General features: G+C 36.0%; 12 protein-coding genes. All 12 read left to right on the forward strand.

The genetic code is table 11. The features are described from left to right. Positions 1–96: 96 nt before the first annotated feature. The 12 genes from ACFSSB_RS08180 (at position 97) to ACFSSB_RS08235 (ending at position 19,028) form a co-directional block, all read left to right on the forward strand. Entirely contained in the window at positions 97–1,281 is a 1,185-nt protein-coding gene (locus ACFSSB_RS08180) for a DUF6786 family protein (protein WP_379903032.1), read from the forward strand. Beyond that, the gene (locus ACFSSB_RS08185; protein WP_379903034.1) at positions 1,278–2,888 is read left to right on the forward strand and encodes a sulfatase family protein; all 1,611 of its coding nucleotides are present in this window, start codon (positions 1,278–1,280) and stop codon (positions 2,886–2,888) included. The genes ACFSSB_RS08180 and ACFSSB_RS08185 overlap by 4 nt, the downstream gene beginning before the upstream one ends. A 27-nt stretch (positions 2,889–2,915) precedes the next feature. Continuing rightward, complete coding sequence (locus ACFSSB_RS08190; protein ID WP_379903036.1) at positions 2,916–4,412, forward strand: sulfatase-like hydrolase/transferase; 1,497 nt, start codon at positions 2,916–2,918, stop codon at positions 4,410–4,412. 13 nt (positions 4,413–4,425) lie between these two features. Then, complete coding sequence (locus tag ACFSSB_RS08195) at positions 4,426–5,571, forward strand: carboxylesterase family protein (protein ID WP_379903038.1); 1,146 nt, start codon at positions 4,426–4,428, stop codon at positions 5,569–5,571. A 151-nt stretch (positions 5,572–5,722) separates the two neighbouring features. Further along, on the forward strand, positions 5,723–6,967 hold the full coding sequence (locus tag ACFSSB_RS08200; protein WP_379903040.1) for a hypothetical protein: 1,245 nt from the start codon (positions 5,723–5,725) through the stop codon (positions 6,965–6,967). 42 nt (positions 6,968–7,009) lie between these two features. Further along, on the forward strand, positions 7,010–8,515 hold the full coding sequence (locus tag ACFSSB_RS08205; RefSeq protein WP_379903042.1) for a sulfatase family protein: 1,506 nt from the start codon (positions 7,010–7,012) through the stop codon (positions 8,513–8,515). 13 nt (positions 8,516–8,528) lie between these two features. Continuing rightward, positions 8,529–9,725 carry a putative glycoside hydrolase gene (locus ACFSSB_RS08210; protein ID WP_379903044.1) on the forward strand — a complete coding sequence of 399 codons (1,197 nt, stop codon included), beginning with the start codon at positions 8,529–8,531 and terminating at the stop codon, positions 9,723–9,725. 38 nt (positions 9,726–9,763) lie between these two features. Further along, positions 9,764–10,627, forward strand: coding sequence for an alpha/beta hydrolase (locus ACFSSB_RS08215; protein WP_379903046.1), 864 nt, complete (start codon positions 9,764–9,766; stop codon positions 10,625–10,627). Between the two features lie 163 nt (positions 10,628–10,790). After that, complete coding sequence (locus ACFSSB_RS08220) at positions 10,791–13,109, forward strand: glycosyl hydrolase family 95 catalytic domain-containing protein (protein WP_379903048.1); 2,319 nt, start codon at positions 10,791–10,793, stop codon at positions 13,107–13,109. A 96-nt stretch (positions 13,110–13,205) separates the two neighbouring features. After that, positions 13,206–14,726, forward strand: a complete 1,521-nt coding sequence (locus ACFSSB_RS08225; RefSeq protein WP_379903050.1) for a sulfatase-like hydrolase/transferase — start codon at positions 13,206–13,208, stop codon at positions 14,724–14,726. A 229-nt stretch (positions 14,727–14,955) separates the two neighbouring features. Next, on the forward strand, positions 14,956–16,638 hold the full coding sequence (locus tag ACFSSB_RS08230; RefSeq protein WP_379903052.1) for a hypothetical protein: 1,683 nt from the start codon (positions 14,956–14,958) through the stop codon (positions 16,636–16,638). Between the two features lie 425 nt (positions 16,639–17,063). After that, entirely contained in the window at positions 17,064–19,028 is a 1,965-nt protein-coding gene (locus ACFSSB_RS08235; protein WP_379903054.1) for a T9SS type A sorting domain-containing protein, read from the forward strand. Positions 19,029–19,036: the final 8 nt, after the last annotated feature.

Below are 19,036 nucleotides of genomic sequence, written 5' to 3' on the forward strand. Positions count from 1 at the left end.
ATTTTGATAAAAGAAACTGCAAATTAGTAACCTTAAAAACTTTTATTTCGCAGCAAAGCGATATGGATTTATAAAGCATTTACCAATTACAAAATCATGACTGAAACTATAAACAACAATTTTTCTAAAGATCTTAACTTTCTAAAAGCGCATACCAACATCATTGTGTTGCAAGAAGGCGAAAGTGCATTAGCTATTGCACCACAATTTCAAGGGCGTGTAATGACCAGTACAACCAACATATCAGAAGGTGCTAGTTTTGGTTGGATTAACAAAAAAGTCATTGAAGCTGGTTTTTTACCAGAAGAAGAACGTAAAGGCCGTTTAGAAAATCAGATTTATGTGTTTGGAGGCGAAGAACGCTTTTGGTTAGGTCCTGAAGGTGGACAGTTTTCACTCTTCTTTAAGCCAGAAGATAATTTCGATTTTTCAAATTGGAAAACACCTGCTGTTATAGATACCGAAGCATTTACCTTAGTGTCGAAAACGAATAACACGGCAATGTTTGAACACCAATGCGAATTAATAAACAAAAGTGGCACCATTTTTAAAATGGGCATTGGACGTTCTATTTCTATTTTGAATAAAGCGTCAATACAAAACATTCTTAATAAAACATTTTCAGACAACATTGCCTTTGTTGGCTATCAAACCAACAATCAAATTACAAATATTGGAAAAAAACCATGGCTACCAGAAACAGGATTACCTTCTATTTGGCTATTAGGTATGTATAAGCCCTCGCCAGAAACCACCATGGTAATTCCTTTTAAAGCTGGTGAAGATGATGATTTAGGTCCAAAGGTAAACGACTCCTATTTTGGTAAAGTTCCTGAAGCTTATTTAGAAGTCAACAATGACGTGTTATACTTTAAAGGTGATGGAACCAAACGCAGTAAAATTGGTATCAACTCAAAACGTTCAAAAGGTATTTCCGGAAGTTATGATGCTGTAGGGAAAGTTTTAACCTTAGTAACGTATAATGCACAAGATGCTACTAACGGTTACGTAAATTCGGCTTGGGAATATCAAGAAGAACCGTATGCAGGTGATGTGATAAATGCCTATAACGATGGCGCACCAGAACCAGGCGTTGCACCTATGGGACCATTTTATGAATTGGAAAGCTCATCCCCTGCCGCTGCCTTAAAACCGAATGAAACAATGGTTCATATTCAAACCACCATTCATTTACAAGGTGATGAAGACGAACTCAGTGCTATTGCTGAAACCACTTTAGGTGTAAGTGTAGATGCTATTTTAAAATCGCTAGAAGGATGAAAAACAACAAACTATTTAAAGTTTTTTCGGTAAGTCTATCGCTTTTAGGCTTACTCGTTCTGTTTTCTAGTTTTATTCCAAAGGACACTATAGAAAAACCGAAAACTAAACAGCCAAACATCATCTACATTCTAGCTGATGATTTAGGCATTGGCGATCTTAGTATTTACAATGAAAACAGCAAAATACAAACACCGCATTTAGACCAAATGGCTAAAGAAGGGATGCGATTTACCGATGCACATACCTCATCTGCAGTTTGTACACCAACACGTTACGGCATTTTAACCGGACGCTATAATTGGAGAACCCCTTTAAAGGAATTTGTGACTTGGGGGAACTCACCGAGTTTAATTCAGAACAACAGATTAACCGTTGCGCAACTGCTCAAAAATCAAGGCTATAAAACGGCTAATATTGGGAAATGGCATTTGGGTTTAAACTGGAGCATGAAAAATAATAGTCCAGAATTTAATCATTATTCAGAACGTTCGGACCGTTTAAATTTTAAGGATATCGATTATAGCCAACCCTTAAAATTCGGCCCTTTAGATATGGGATTTGATTATTCGTTTATGATTTCAGCATCTTTAAATATGCCTCCTTATGTGTATTTAGAAAATGACAAGGCCACGATGCTACCAACGGATAAAACCGAAAGAAACAGAAAAATATATCCGTTTAGTAGCTGGATAAAAGGAGACATTGCAGACGATTTTAAACACGAGGAAGTTTTACCTAAAATAGTGGACAAATCCATTTCATTCATAAAGGAAAATGCCAACAAAGACCAACCATTTTTTATGTACATTCCTTTGCCTTCACCTCATAATCCTGTGCTTCCTATTGCACCATGGAAAGGTCAAAGTGAGATTGGTAGTCCTTATGCCGATTTTGTAATGATGATTGACGATTTAATGGGTACTATTTTTGAAACCCTAAAAGCACAAGGTATTGACGATAATACCTTAGTTGTTTTTACTAGTGATAATGGCTTTGCCACTACCAACGATTTAAAAACCTTGCGACAAAAAAAACACAGTCCAAGTTATGTGTATAGTGGTTACAAAGGCAGTTATTTAGAAGGTGGTCACAGAGTCCCATTTCTAGTAAAATGGCCGGGAAAAATTAAACCCAATTCCATTTCTGTTGCTACCATATGTACTACAGACTTTATGGCAACCTGTGCCGATATCGTGGATTATGAGTTTAAAGACAATGAAGCCGAAGATAGTTTTAGCATGTTGCCTTTACTGACCAATGAAGGCACTTATTTAAGAGACGCTACAATTCATCATGATAAATATGGTGTTTTTGCTATTCGGAAAGGCGACTGGAAACTTGTTATGGCGCCTAATTCTGGCATTATGGCTTCCGGAAAAACTAAGATTCATAAAGATGTTCATTCAGAAGCACTACTTTATAACCTAAAAGAAGACATTAAAGAAAAAAATAATGTGGCAGATCAATATCCTGAAAAAGTGAAGGAACTAAAGACCATTCTCATTAAACAAATTAGAGATGGCAGAAGTACCCCTGGAAAAATTCAAGAAAACGATGCTATACCTGGCGAATGGCCGCAAGCCGCATTTGCCTTTGAAAACTAATTTCAATTAAATTAACCCATAAAGACTATGTACATTTTAAGAGTTCTTATCATCTGTGCTTTTATAACATCCTGCAAATCCAATACAGAAGCTGCACAACAAGATGTTACAAATAAAACCAAGGCGCCTAATATTGTCTATATTTTAGCTGATGATATGGGTTATGGTGATCTTTCGGCTTTAAACTCAGAATCTGCCATCCAAACGCCATACATGGATAATATACTAAAAAATGGTGTTCATTTTACAGATGCACATTCCAATTCGTCTGTTTGCACACCTACGCGCTATGGCATAATCACAGGACGTTATGCATGGAGAAGCCCATTAAAAAAAGGCGTTCTAAATGGTTATAAACCCGCTTTAATAGAAGAAAGTCGACCAACGGTTGCGTCCTATCTCAAAAGTAACGGTTACACAACGGCATGTATTGGAAAATGGCACATAGGTTTAGATATGCAACCTAAAGATGGAGCGCAAAAAGTCATAGCAAAAGACGGAATTAGTAATGTAGATTTTAGTAAACGCATAAAAGACCCAAGTGATTTAGGTTTTGATTATTCATATACTATGCCTGCATCCTTAGACATTCCACCTTATGTCTATATCGAAAACGGGAAAACGGTGGAGTTGCCAACAGAATATACCGAAGGTAAAAATGAAGGTAGAGGTGTCATGTGGCGCCCAGGTGAAAAAGCACCCAATTTTGTATTTGAAGAAGTACTCGATCATTTTACTAAAAAATCGGTAGCGTTTATCAACGAACAACAAGACATAAACGCACCTTTCTTTCTTTATTTTCCTTTAACCGCACCGCATAAACCTTGGTTGCCTGTAGGTGAAGCCATTGGAAAATCTAAAGCAGGACTTTATGGAGATTACGTCACTATGGTAGATGATGCTGTTGGAGCTGTTGTTGATGCTTTAAAAGAATCCGGTCAATTAGAAAACACATTAATCATTGTGACTTCGGATAACGGTTCTAATTGGACCGAAAGAGATCAAGAAAAATATCCACATCGTGCCAATTACATTTACAAAGGTCGTAAAGCCGACATTTATGATGGAGGTCATCGCGTTCCATATATAGCACAATGGCCAGGCGTCATTCCAGCAGGATTAGAATCGAATCAATTAATGTGTACCACAGATTTGTTTGCCACATTATCGGGAATATTACATCAACCTCAAATAGAAAAAGGTGCGGAAGATAGTTTCAACCTATGGCCTGCTTACACGTCTGATGTAAAAACACCTATTAGAGAAGCGGTTGTTCATCATTCTATTTACGGTATGTTTTCCATTAGAAAAGGCAAATGGAAATATACGCCACAATTAGGTTCGGGAGGATTTACAAAGCCAAAAACTGTTGAACCAAAACCGAATGAAGCACCAGGCACCTTATATGATATGATTAATGATCCTGAAGAAAAAAACAACCTCTATAATACACACCCAGAAGTTATTAAAGAATTAGACCAACTTTTAGAAACCTATAAAAATCAAGGCTTCAGTAACAAATAAAAATTTCAGCAACATGACCACATTAATGGGACTTAAAATAAATAGACTTTTGATGATTGCTTTTACCATAGCATCGGTGTGGCATGGCTTTTCACAATCCGATGATGTATCCAATGGTGCTTACAAAGCTTTTTTACTTCAGAAAACGTGGCAGAAATTAGATCCTGATCATAATCAGCAGTTTTCGAAACCTGAAGATAAAAGACAATGGAGCCGTTACAAACATTATGATATTAATAAAGATAGCATACTCACCCAAGAAGAATTCACCAGTAATTTCCGCATTCCTTATTTAAAAACCGATGGTAAAAGGAAATTAAATGTCTTATACAAAACCACAAAAGAAGACGATTTATACTTAGACATTTACTATCCTAAAAACATAAAGAAAGGAGAAAAATTACCGGTTGTTTTCTACACTCATGGAGGAGGTTGGGCTGCAGGAAGCAGACATGGAGCTGCCAATGCGTCTTTTAAAACCGTACACATGGCACTTTTAGAGCAAGGCTTTTGTGTGGTGGCTGTGAGTTATAGATTAGTAGAGAAAAATGGCACAACGGCCATGCGCGACTGTGTTATAGACAGTAAAGACGCCCTTCGTTATATCTCTAAACACAGTGAAACGCTAGGGATTGATAAAAACAGATTTTATGCTTTTGGGGATTCCGCAGGAGGCCAAATTGCTCAAATGCTAGTATTGAGTTCGCCAGACAGTCTCATTGGAGATAAAGATTTAGCAAAATACGATTATACCATGGCTGCAGGAGTATCGTGGTATGGCCCTACCGATTTTGAAAATACAAGTCTGTTTAATCCGGATGATAGACCAAACTTTAAAGATCGATTTAGCCCAAGAATTTTAAAGTCTGGTACTAAAAAAGAAGAGGCTTTGTCCTTGTATAGAGAGATGAGTCCTGTAAATTATTTAACTCAAGACAGTCCACCTTTGCTATTGCTGCAAGGCGACAGTGACAACACCATTCCTGTAAAACATGCGTATTATATGGAAGAAAAAAATAAAACCATCAACGCGCCAGTCACTATTCAAATTGTAAAAAACTCGGCGCATAACTGGCGAAAAGTAGGGAAACCCATTCAACCAACACGAGGTGAGATTGTGCAAACCACCATTGACTTTTTTGTAGCACATTTAAAATGATTTAGAACCTGTTTAATAACAAATTATAAAAATTATTGCTTCTTTTTCTTTAAAAAAAATAAGGTGGATTAAAGCAAACAAAAGGGGTTTTAAGGCAATTCTTTGAATGCGTTTTCTTTTATTTTTACTAAAAAAATATAAGCAGAGATTAATGAAACCCATACAAATTATATTACTCGCCCTATTATTTCTTTCATCTTGTTCTAAGCAGGATGATCAGCCAATAGATGATCAGTCAATAACTGAAGAACCGGATCCAACACCAGAATCAAGTGCAGAATGGTTAAGTGGTTCTTGGGGAGTTACCTTTCCTATTTATGGAGGTGAGCGATTAGATTCTGAAGTCGCTGGAGGTTATGATTACAGAGCTGGCGCGCAACAAATTACTGATGAATTGCCTGCAACAGGCCACATTATAACTAATCTTTCTAATTTTGCAAAATCATATTATTTTACTTTAAGAGGAAATGAAAATGTAGATATCGCATCAGAAATAGACGAACTCTTAGTTCCAAGTCTAGAAAATGAACAAATAATCTTTGATGTTCTTCAAAATTTTAAAGATGCTGGAAAGAAAAATATTCTATATATCTCCACCAATTATTTTGATAGATTAGGACCAGAGGAATCAGATGATGAAGACTTTAATGCAGCACATGCGGCATGGATAACGTATTATACAAATGAATTTGAAGGAAATGAATATGCTGCATACAGAGACCTTGTACAAGGATTTATTTTACGCATTAAAGATTATGCTGATGGCTATTGGCTAGACACTACCGCAGAATTAGACGATGATGGTCATATGGAAGATTTTGTTCAAATGATTAGAGATGCAGACCCTGATGCTGCTATTTCAGCATCTCCTAACGGTGCCTATTTCACGGATGAAAACAATGAGTTTATAAAAGTAGATTCTGACGGCGTTGATGATACAGATGATAGAGATTATAAAATTGTAAGCTTCGAAGGTGTAAATAACTATCAAGATTTTACAAGTGGCCATGTAACACCTTTAGGACAAGGAGCTCCTCCTAATTCATGGGCTTATGAAGAGTTTACAATGCCAGCAATGGTAGCCAATCCTTGGGATGAATATGATGGAAAAGTAATATTAAAACATGCATGGTTTCCGGTGAGAGACAAATGGCACGTATCATCAGCAAATTTAATATTTGGTACCGAAGATGCTTATAGATTTACAAGAACACTTAAAGATGCAAATGCTGGAGTGACATTTGCAACTACTACTGATGATGTAAATAACAAAGGATATATGATGGCAGAAGAAATGACAATTATGAAAACCATTAACGATAGATTGCTTTCTAATCCTATGCCTGACTTTGAACCTTATGTAAGGCCTGAAGGTGCTTTTTTAGTGGGTGAGTAAAGTTGTGATAAGATATTTTAATAAGGAGTAAAAAATTAAATAATGATGAATAGAATGCGTTTTTTTTATGTGAAATTTATTTTTGCAATTTGTATGTCTATGACTTGGTCAGGATATGCACAAGAAAAATCAAAACAACCCAATATCGTATTTATTGTATGTGATGATTTAGGTTATGGAGAAGTACAAGCACTTGCACCAGAAACTAGTAAGATTAAAACCCCAAGTATAGACCAATTAACCCGAGAAGGTATGGTGTTTACCGATGCGCATTCTGGTTCTGCTGTTTGTACACCAACGCGTTATGGTATTATGACAGGACGATACAGCTGGCGTACAAAACTACAAAGAGGTGTGGTACAAGGTTTTGCCCCTAACCTTATTAAAGAAGACCGTCCGACCATTGCCAACTTCCTTAAAGATCAAGGGTATCATACGGCTTTAATTGGAAAATGGCACTTAAATTTTCAATACATAGATCCGGTTACAAAAACAGCAATTGAGAAAAAATCTAAAAAACATTTACCACCTGTAGGTGCCACGATTCCTGATGGCCCTATTAATCGTGGGTTTGATTATTACCACGGTTTTCATCATGCTAAAGACATGAAAGCAGTTATTGAAAATGATAAAGTCATTCTCTATGATGATGAAATTAATATGCTACCACGTTTAACAACAAAATCGGTAGATTACATTAACCAACAGGCAAAAAATAAAGATGGAAAACCGTTTTTCTTATATGTGCCTTTAGGCTCACCACATACACCAATTTTACCTTCAAAAGAATGGCAAGGCAAAAGTGGTATGGGCGATTATGCCGACTTTGTCATGCAAACCGATGCCACTGTTGGTACTATAACAGACGCTCTTGAAGCAAATGGATTAACCGAAAACACCTTAGTGATTTTTACGAGCGATAATGGCACCTCTAAAGCTGCAGATATCGAAGGACTTGCAGCACAAGGACATATTGTAAGTGCTGGCTATCGTGGTTCAAAATCCGATTTATGGGATGGAGGCCATCGTGTACCTTTTATTGTAAAATGGCCAAGCAAAGTAAAGCCAAACAGTACGAATGATGATTTAATTTGTTTAACCGACATCTTCGCCACCTTTTCTGAAATCACAGCTGTTCCCGTACCAAGTAAGGCAGGAGAAGACAGTGTTAGTTTTTTACCAGCTTTACAAGGCGAAGCGATTAATAGTACACGAGCAGGTGTCATCCATCACTCTATCACAGGCCACTTTGCTTATCGCTTAGGCAAATGGAAGTTGCTACTAGCCAAAGGTTCTGGTGGTTGGTCGTCACCACGAGAAAGAGAATCCGCAGACATGCCTAAAGCACAATTGTATGATATGGAAAATGATCCTGCTGAAACCGAAAATTTATATACAAAACGTCCTGAAATTGCAGAACAACTTTTAAAGCAATTAGAATTAGATATCAAAACAGGGCGTAGCACCAAAGGGGAGTTTTCTGAAAATGATGTGGACAAAATTGTGCTTTGGAAAACAAAACCAAAACGTAAAAAATCTAAAAATTAATCATCCTACTTTCATGAAATTTAGTCTTTCTAGCATTAGTATACTCTCAATTATTTTATTGTTTTGCTCATGTAAAACCGCTCAAATCCCTTATACAATAAGTGATGGTAGTACTTTTGAGACAAAATCATTTTATCCGAAATTTAGCTGGGAAACGACACCGATGTACTATATGTTTGGGGATCCAAAACGCGTTTTACATCCAGAAGAAGTTGAATTTATTGCAGAACGAACAGACTTTATTTGTATTGAAAAATCGCATGGTCATGGGGATTTAGGCGCTGCAGAATTAGGCGCAAAACATGAAGTCGCAGCGTTTAAAAAGGCAAAACCAGATATGAAAGTGCTTTTTTATTTTAATTCGGCTTATGCTTGGCCTTTCACTTCTTACAACCAAAATTTTACGAAAGAAAACATTAATAATTACCCAGAACTAAAGGCCTTTTTAATAGAAAATCCCGAAACCAAATCCTTAGAAGAACGAAAAAACGTTTTTTATTTTGATGTTTTAAATCCAGATTTTCAGGAATGGTGGGTAAATACAGTCGCAGAAGCGGTTGAATTTTCTGGTGCTGATGGTGCGTTTATAGATCAAATGCATGGTTTTGCCTGGTTACGCCAAGATAAAGCACAAGACGTTCAAAAAGCAATGGGAACTATGATGAAAGCCCTAAAAGAAAAACTAGGGCCTGATAAAATACTATTAGGGAACAATGCAAATGCTAAATTGGCACGATATGTATTCCCGTCTATAGATGCCAATATGTTTGAACATTATGGCGATAAAATGTTAACCAAAGAAAAACTGCTTACGGATTGGGAAGACATGCTTAAAATATCTAAAGCTGGAAAAATGTCAATATTTAGAATTGGTGTGGAGTATGATAGTGTAGCGATCGCCAATCCTTCCTATTATAAAGGCAAAAAGAGAAATGAACGTTATGCAAAACTCTCTAAAGAGAAATTAGAATATTATCACGCTTGTTATTTAATAGGCGCGCAACCCTATTCTTATTTTCAATATGGTTGGGGTTGGCAATTGGCACATGGCTCTTTAATGGAATATCCAGAATTGCAAAAACCATTAGGTGCTCCTAAAGGTGCATATCATAGAACCTCAACAACAGGTTGGGAGTTTACGCGCGAATATGAACATGCTTCCGTTTGGGTGAATACCAAAACTAAAGAAGCTAAGATCACTTGGCATTAAAAATGCCCTTGAATGAAACTTTCAAGCCTTAACTTTTTATGACATCTCTTAAAATACTTCTTACGACATTCTTAATCGCTTTTTCTTTTACAGTAAAAGGTCAAGCTAATTTTGTTCCAGACAGTACTTTAATCTACAAAACCACAGCGCAAGGCAACTTAAAAATGCATGTTTTTAAACCTTCAAACTACAAAGCTTCAGACCAACGGCCTGTAATAGTTTTCTTTTTTGGAGGCGGTTGGGTTGGCGGTCACCCAAAGCAATTTTACCAACAAGCACGGTATTTTGCAGATCACGGCTTTCTAGCTATTTCTGCGGCATACAGGGTTCGTGGCAAACACAAAACCACACCTTTTGAATCGGTTACAGATGCAAAATCTGCTATTCGTTTTTTAAGAGCGCAGGCTGATACACTCGGAATTGACCCTAATAAAATTATAGCCTCAGGCGCCTCTGCAGGTGGCCATATAGCAGCCTGCACAGGTGTTATTAAAGGTTTTGATGAAACAGATGAAAATTTAGATATTAGTTCTATTCCTAATGCGATGTTACTTTTTAATCCAGTCATTGACACCACAGAAAAAGGCTATGGTATTGAAAAAGTAGGTGAAGATAGAAAAACAGAGCTATCACCAAATGATCATGTTGAAGAAGGCATTCCACCCACGTTAATATTCCATGGCACCGCAGACCAAACTGTTCCTTTTGAAAATGTTGAACGCTTCACTAAATTAATGACTGAAGCTGGAAATACATGCGAATTAATTCCTTTTGAAGGGAAAGGTCATGGCTTTTTTAATGGCTCCTTTTTTCGGAAACAGAAAGCGGATACTATTTTTAATAAAACGATGGATTTATCTATTAAATTTCTTGAAAAACTCAGTATCAAAGGCGTAGAATAAACAATGCTTATATTCAGCAAGCTTTTGAACGAATAGAGAAAACAGCTTAAAAGATTCTATTCTATCTTTATATTTAATATTATATACCTTAATAATGAATCTATATAGACTATTTAAATCCACCTTATCGTATCTGTTGTTTATGTTTTGCTTTACGCAAATAATGCAAGGGCAAAATGTCGATTTTAAAGTCGATTACCAGTCTTTTTTATCCAAACATGATATGCTTTGGGATATTATGCCAGACAAATGGCAAACCGCACCTTATTCTGGAAATGGGAATGTTGGGTTTTTATTATATCAAAGTCCTGAAGAAAATGACAATGTGGTTTCGCTACATATTGGAAGACATGATTATTACGATCATAGAGAAGCCGCAACCAAAGCCGAAGAAATGCTTTGGATCAAACGCAGTCGATTACCATTGGGGCATTTTAAATTAGCCTCTAAAGGAAAAATTACAAGTGTAGATATGCGCCTAGATTTATGGAATGCCGAACTTACAGGAACGATAACAACCTCTCAAGGGTCTTATAACATTAAAGGACTTACACACAGCACTAATGATATTATTTATTTTGAAACGGATGCTAAAAACGAAGCTGTAGAAATCACATGGCATGCTGAAGCTCCTATTCCACCGGTTTACGAAGTTCTACAAAAAGGTGGAGGTCCAAAAGGAGGTACTTGGGATAAAATGAGAGCGGTGACTTTAGAAATGGCACCAAAGGCAGAATTCAGCAAAAAAAATGGCTATAATTTCTGCTATCAAGCCTTATTTGATAATAGAGGAGAAACCACTACAGGTTATAAGATAACAGGTAATGCTTCTAAAAAACAACAATTAATTGCGAGTGTACATCATACCTTCCCGGAACATAATTCCTTGGATATTGTTACTAAAAACTTAGAAACTGCTGATGCCATTATTAAAGATAACAACTTTATAGCAACGCATCAAGAATGGTGGCACGCGTATTATCCGTTGAGTTTTATAACCATCAACGATGCCGAAAAGGAATCGTTTTACTGGATACAAATGTACAAATTAGGCTCTGCCTCTCGAGGTAACGGACCAATTTTAGATTTAATGGGCCCTTGGTACAACAGAACGTTTTGGCCAATGGTTTGGGGCGATTTAAACGTGCAACTCATTTATTGGACGCATTTAACTGCCAATAGAATGGCTATAGGTGAATCTTTACCCAACAACATTGATAAGTACACCGAAAACCTAGAAAACAATGTGACTAAACATTGGAAAAACAGTGCGGCCGTTGCGGCTTTAATGCCTCAAGATTTAATTGCTTTCAATGGTGGGAAAGTTCCAGATATGTTGGCATGGATTCTAAATGATTATTGGTTGCATTGTCAATTTGCAGGTGATGATGAGCGTATGCGCGATAAGTTGTTTCCGATTTTGAAAAAGACTGTAAATAGTTATTTAAACTATATTAAAGATAATCCTGTAGAGTACGAAGACGGTAAAATTCATATTAAATACAGTTGGTCGCCTGAATACAAACCAGGACGTGGTCAGGATATTAACTTTACCTTGGCTCTAATTCGTTGGAGTTGCCAAACCCTTATTGACATTGACAATGAACATCACATAAACGACCCGCTTAAAAAAGAATGGCAACATCTATTAGATAATTTGGTAGATTTTCAAATTGATGAGAATGGCCTTATGGTTGGAAAAGATAGACCTTTTGCTAATCCACATCGTCATTATTCGCATCTACTCGCTTTTTACCCTTTAATGGTGATTACACCAGAAAAAGAAGAAGACAAACAGTTATTACGTACCTCTTTAGACCATTGGTTAGATGTTACATTTAATAGTGGCAAAAAGATTAAAGCCATGCCTGTAACCGGTTATACGGCAACAGGAGCGTCTTCTATGTATGCTAATTTAGGTGATGCTGAAAAAGCCTATTATTACCTCGATTTCTTAATTAAGCACAAAAACATTTCCTCAACCACCATGTATTCTGAAGGCAAAATAAATCCGGTAATTGAAAGTCCACTGTCCTTTGCCACAAGTTTACACGATATGATGCTACAAAGTTGGGGAGGAAAAATTCGTGTATTTCCGGCCAGTCCTAAAAAATGGAAAGATGTAGCCTTTCACGATTTTAGAACACAAGGTGCCTTTTTAGTAAGTGCGAAAAAAGTAGAAGGCGAAACGGAATTTGTGTCGGTTAAAAGTTTAAAAGGCAACGTATGTACTGTTCAAGTGGATTTCGAGAATCCGAAATTTTATAAAAACGGAAAATCAATTTCAGTGGAGGCATCTTCAGACGGGTTTTATACGATCGCTTTAAAAAGCAATGAAACTGTTGTCATTACTTCAAAATCATTAAATCAAACAGATTTAAACATTGAAGAATTACCAAAATTAGAAGATGAACAAAACCTTTTCGGCTATGGAAAGAAAACAAAACGTCTACCTGGTCATAACTATTACAGTTCTTATTAAGTTATTATGAAACAAGCATGCTAAAAATATCATCACCCAACAGAATGATTAATAGCGAACAGCATGTGACCGCTAAAAAACAATAAATACAAACACATGAAAACCTTTTTATATAGCCTCTTTATACTCACGTCGTTCTGTTCCTGTACAGCACAAGAACAACCGAAGAAACCAAATATTATTTTTGTGTTTTCAGACGATCAACGCTTCAATTCGTTAAGCATGACAGGCGATCGGGTAACGGAAACTCCACATATAGATCAGCTTGCAAAAGAAGGCGTCTTTTTTAATAACGCTTATATTACAAGTCCTATTTGCGGACCAAGTAGAGCCAATATATTTACAGGACAATGGGAACGCAGAAATAAAATCGGCTTTAATTATATCTCGAAAAATATCATTGCAGAAGACACCTATAAAAAAAGCTGGCAAGTACTTTTAAGAGAGGCAGGTTATTCTACGGCGTTTATTGGTAAGAGTCACACTAAAATTGGTGACAAACACAACACGCCATTAAACGAAAACACAGACTTTGCTTACTATGGCAATGGGCATTTAGGATTTTATCCTGCAAAACGACACAAGCAATTTTCAAACCTTAAAAACAAAACCCAAATTGAAGGGATGTTAGAAGCTACAAAAGCGTTTTTAACTCAAGATGATACTTACGATTACTTTTATGAAAATGCGCAGCCTTCCATCAAAAAACAACTCAACAAAAGAGATCCCAACAAACCTTTTTCGGCTTGGATTAATTTAAATCTACCGCATGCCTCTAGTATTGGCGGAATGGGCACGCAGCCAGAAGATCCGGAATATTACAAAACAAAATACGAGGACGTTAAACATCAGATTGAATTACCTGAAGGGTATCCGCAAGACATTAGTTTACCAGACAATGTGTATGCCACTAAAGATTTAATGAAATACTACGTGACCTCTAATAAAGGAAAGTTGCTCAACGAAAAACTGAAAATGGATCGTGCGGTCTATGCCATTGACCTAATGCTTGGGGAACTACGCGCGTTTTTAAAGGAAATCGGTGAAGCTGAGAATACCATTATTGTCTTTTGTTCGGACAACGGTTTATTTTTAGGCGAACATGGCCTAGGCGGAAAAACCATTTTATATGATGAATCTGTACATGTGCCTATGATTGTGTATTCACCATTTTTTAAGGATCAAACCAAAGGAAAAGTTATTGATGACTTGGTGGTTGGTCAAGATATTCCTGCCACTATTTTAGAACTATGTAATATAGAAACACCGCAATCTTATCAAGGTAAAAGCGTACTGCCTTTAATTCATGATGAATCCATTGACTGGCGAAAAGATATCTTTTTAGAAAACCTATTCACCGACCAAGGCTACCCAAGACAAGAAGGGGTAAGAAGTAAACAGTTTAAATACATTCGTTCCTTTAGTAAGGACAATGACCGCTCAAAATATGTTCCTAATCAGACTGTAGAAAATGATGAAAAACCAATTTACGAAGAACTATACGATATTATTAACGATCCTAAAGAGCAAAATAACTTAGTGGGAAACAAAGACTATCTTGAGGTTTTAAATCAATATAGAGAACGATGTAAAACATTGGTATCGGAACTCAACTAATTTAAATTACCTTTTAAACCTCAGTTCCAAATACATTTTGCTTTTTAAAATACATATATTTCATTTATATAATTTGGAATCCACTAAAAGTCAAAACGCTATCTTAGTGCTCTATTTAACGACTAAACGTACTTATGCATAAAAAGAGCAAGCATTTGATAGAATAAAGAATCGTTTTTTCGCATAAGTATGAGATATTTGAAGACATATTAATACTAATTTAAACTTTATGAAAACTATCAAGTATATTTCAGCTATTCTATTATTGTTTAGCATATCCTGTTCATCTGACCCTGACTACGATCCAGTAATCGTACCAGAACCAAGTTCATTTGGTGTAAACGAATATGGCACCGTAGATTTCAAAACCGTAGAAGGTATAGAAATAGGCGTGGATACTTCAGTAGAGTTAGAAGCATTACACGGCGAGCCCGAAGAAATAACTCAAGCCGTAGACGGATTAGTAAGATGGCAATATTTATCTGAAGGAATAGGGTTTGGCGTAAACACAACAACAGATATTATTGATAAAATATATTTATATTCTGACTTGTACGAAGGCTATACGACTAGTTATCCTCGTGCACTTGAGGAAGAGTTACAATATGCATTTGGAACCTTAAAAGCCAAACATCCAACGCTTAGAATTGATGATGCCGATGGCAATAACTGGCCATACGTTACGGAAACACTTGTAGAAGCAACTAATGGTCAAGAAAATGGCGTTTATTCTTTCAATTTTGAAAATATTGGAAGATTCATCTTTATTTCTGACAGTATAGATAATACGGAAGGATTTGTAGTACAAATCATCTTAGAATCAGATGTTGATTATGGTGATGGCGAAGGTGGTGGTGACGATAATACTAACCCAGAAATAGTATTTGATGAAGCCGGAGAGAATAGTCAAACATTCAATGTAGGAAAGGAAGATGATGATGATCTTAATCAAGATATTATTACCGTAGGAGGTACAGGAATACTTGTTGAAAACAATAATTTTATAGGTGTTAGTACTGAAGATGCTAGTGATGATGGTGCCACTGCAGTTTTCACTTTTGACTTAACTACAAATGCAACTACTGCATTTGATGCTACTTTAAATTTAGAGTTAGCAAAAAGAGCAAAAGGTAGCGTTAGCGGAACTGTTTCTGTTACAGGTTATCCAGATACACCTTTTTCTTATGCAGCTACATCAACAGAAAATGGTGGTAGTGCTCCTGCTATCGATTTTCAATTTGCATCAATGATTTCACTAGTTTCTGGCACACCGCTTACTGTTACTATTACACTAGATGAAATGTTAACTGAAGGTAATACAACAAATCCTATTTTTAGGTTAGCAAAAGTAATTGTTGAGAAAGATGGTAATACAACTGAACCTACACAAAACACTTGGCTTGATGTTGACAATTCAATTACAAATTTAACATTATCAACTACGTGTACAGATTGTTCTGTATCCACAGTAGCAAATCCTGACGCATCAGATGCAGAAGCTACCAATGTAACAAAATGGACTATTGGCTCTACTTCTGGTAGTGGAAATAAAAGCCTTAATTTTGATTTCAACGAAGGAGAAGGTGTTACTCTTGCTGAGTATTCTAATTTAATAGTAACCGTACGTATGTACTGGCCTAGTTTCAATGACATTAGTAATTTTGATGGTAATGAGCGTTTGAGATTCTATTTAAGTGATGGAACTGCGGCACAACAAGTACAAGTTAATTTTGAAGAAACGAACGAAGCGCAATGGCATACTGTGGTATTTGATTTTACAGGAACACCTTCAGGTGCTGAACTAACTTCAGATATCATTAGTGGAGAAATTAGACTAGTAGGTAATAACTTTACAAATTTAGATAACGGTCTTGACTTTTATATTGATACGATTACGTATGAAATAAATTAAGAAGTATTAGAACCTAAGTTTTAAAATTAGGTTCTCTATTGAAGATTGAAACAGAAAAGCTTTTAAGCTTTCTTAAAAAATAATAGATGAGTCCTCTCATTAGATGACACAACAATTAAAAGTCCTTTGTTAAATTTTTAACTCAGGACTTTTTTATATTATAAAGTAGCCACACAAATTATAATTACAAACTGTATAATCCTGTTGCTAAAAGACACACTTAAAAATGAAATAACTTCAGGGAACAACCTAAAGCATTCTTGAGAAAACTTACAACCCCTCGCTTCTTTTTAATAGAAACCTGAGTTTTTGTTTTCGTTAATTACAAATGATGCTTTAGAGCAAGTATTTGACTATTTTAAGAAACGAGATTCCCTATTCACAATATATCTTTGGTTTACTAATGATAAGTTAACTCTTTAATAATGAATAAATCTCTAACAGTTTTCTTTTTTTTACTGTTTTTCGTTCAATTATCTAATGCACAATTTGTATGGTACGAAAATGAAACGAATACCTTTAAAATTGAACAAGAAAGTACAAGCTCAGGTACATTTCTTAGAGATGTTTCTAATCCATACCTTACCGGAATAAATACAAATGCGACCGTTTCTAAATTTAATAGAGCCCAAGGTCAAGACGCTTTTTTAAAATTCGATTTATATAACGCTGTAACTGATTTTTCAGGATATTCTGTAACCTTCAAGGCGTATATTGATATTCCTACAGCTGCATTAACAACAGATAATTCAAAAATAAGTGTGCACTTATCTCATGCTACAGTTAGTCCAGAAAGTGCTATAGAACTCAACTTTACCGTTGGCCAACAATGGGAAACTTTTACCTTTAATTTTAACGATACTACAATTCCAAACGCCATTATTAATGCAGATGGCTATCAATATATTGCTTTAGGTTTTGCCAATGGCACAACATCAGTTCCTGCAACCACCTATTATATAGACTCCATTAGTGGTACAACAGATCAAGTAGTAGACGTCGCTTCACATAAAGCTTCATGGTTATCAGGTTCATGGGGAATTACCTTTCCAGTCTATGGAGGTGAGCGTTTAGATTCTGAAGTCGCTGGAGGTTATGATCTACCTGCTGGTGCTCAAGAAGTGGTAGATGAATTACCTGCCGTAGGCCATGTGATTACAAACTTATCGTACTTTGCGCATTCGCATTATTTCACTTTAAGACAAAATAGTAATGTAGATGTGGCGAATGAAATCCACGAAGCATTAGTACCTAGTGTAGCTAATGAAAACATCATTTTTGAAGTCATGCAAAAGTTCATAGACGATGGAAAAAAGGTGATTTTGTACATCTCTACCAATTATTTAGATAGAGCGATTGATGATGGTGCAGATATTGAAGCCGCTTGGATTAATTATTACACTAACAATTTTGCAGGCGACGAATATGCAGCATACAAGGATTTAATTGAAGGCTTTGTTCTACAAGTTAAAGATTATGCCGATGGTTATTGGCTAGATACTACTTCTGAACTTCTCAATGATGGGCATTTAGAAGATTTTACACAAATGATTAAAGATGCAGATCCTACTGCAGTTATAGGAGCACAACCTACAGGCCTTTATTTTACAGATGAAAACGGCAATAATCTTTTAGTGGATTCTGACGGTATTGATGATGAAGATGATAGCGACTATAGAATTATAAAATTTGAAGCCAATAGCACCTATCAAGATTTTACCAAAGGACATGTAACACCACTTGGGCAAGGCGCACCACCAAACTCTTGGGCTTATGAAGAGTATACCATACCTAATATGGTAGAAAACCCATGGTCTATGTACCAAGGAAATACCGTATTAAAACACGCGTGGTTTCCTATTAGAGAAAAATGGCATGTATCTTCTCATCCCATAGTCTTTGGTATTGAAGATGCCTATAGATTTACGAAGCGCCTGGTACAAGCCAATGCTGCCGTAACCTTTGCAACAACTATCGATGATACAGGAAGTGACAAAGGGTATATGATGGATGATGAAATGCTAATTATGAAAACTATTAACGACAGACTTTTAGCAACTCCTATTGCCGAATGTGAACCTTACATAAGACCTGAAGGTGCACATTTAGTAGGTGAAGAACCTTTGTCTGTAACAAGTTTTAATACTTCAGAAGTTAAATTCTACCCCAACCCAGTAGCAGAAGTTTTAACCATTAACCGTTTAACTACAGAGGTCAATTACATCACTATTTTTAGTACTATAGGAACAAAAGTGATGCAAAAAGTTTGGAACAATGGTACTACTACAACACAAATAGATATGAAATCTTTAGATACAGGAATTTATTTTGTAAAACTTACCGATGGTAATAACCTCAGCATCACCAAAAAAATAATCGTTTCTAAATAACACTTATA

The sequence above is a fragment of the Lacinutrix gracilariae genome, assembly GCF_042684485.1.
Lineage (GTDB): Bacteria > Bacteroidota > Bacteroidia > Flavobacteriales > Flavobacteriaceae > Oceanihabitans > Oceanihabitans gracilariae.

Bases quoted from the DNA above. Each gene is read 5' to 3' on its own strand.
- ACFSSB_RS08180 (WP_379903032.1), top strand. From the start codon at position 97: ATGACTGAAACTATAAACAACAATTTTTCTAAAGATCTTAACTTTCTA.
- ACFSSB_RS08185 (WP_379903034.1), top strand. From the start codon at position 1,278: ATGAAAAACAACAAACTATTTAAAGTTTTTTCGGTAAGTCTATCGCTT.
- ACFSSB_RS08190 (WP_379903036.1), top strand. From the start codon at position 2,916: ATGTACATTTTAAGAGTTCTTATCATCTGTGCTTTTATAACATCCTGC.
- ACFSSB_RS08195 (WP_379903038.1), top strand. From the start codon at position 4,426: ATGACCACATTAATGGGACTTAAAATAAATAGACTTTTGATGATTGCT.
- ACFSSB_RS08200 (WP_379903040.1), top strand. From the start codon at position 5,723: ATGAAACCCATACAAATTATATTACTCGCCCTATTATTTCTTTCATCT.
- ACFSSB_RS08205 (WP_379903042.1), top strand. From the start codon at position 7,010: ATGATGAATAGAATGCGTTTTTTTTATGTGAAATTTATTTTTGCAATT.
- ACFSSB_RS08210 (WP_379903044.1), top strand. From the start codon at position 8,529: ATGAAATTTAGTCTTTCTAGCATTAGTATACTCTCAATTATTTTATTG.
- ACFSSB_RS08215 (WP_379903046.1), top strand. From the start codon at position 9,764: ATGACATCTCTTAAAATACTTCTTACGACATTCTTAATCGCTTTTTCT.
- ACFSSB_RS08220 (WP_379903048.1), top strand. From the start codon at position 10,791: ATGCAAGGGCAAAATGTCGATTTTAAAGTCGATTACCAGTCTTTTTTA.
- ACFSSB_RS08225 (WP_379903050.1), top strand. From the start codon at position 13,206: ATGAAAACCTTTTTATATAGCCTCTTTATACTCACGTCGTTCTGTTCC.
- ACFSSB_RS08230 (WP_379903052.1), top strand. From the start codon at position 14,956: ATGAAAACTATCAAGTATATTTCAGCTATTCTATTATTGTTTAGCATA.
- ACFSSB_RS08235 (WP_379903054.1), top strand. From the start codon at position 17,064: ATGAATAAATCTCTAACAGTTTTCTTTTTTTTACTGTTTTTCGTTCAA.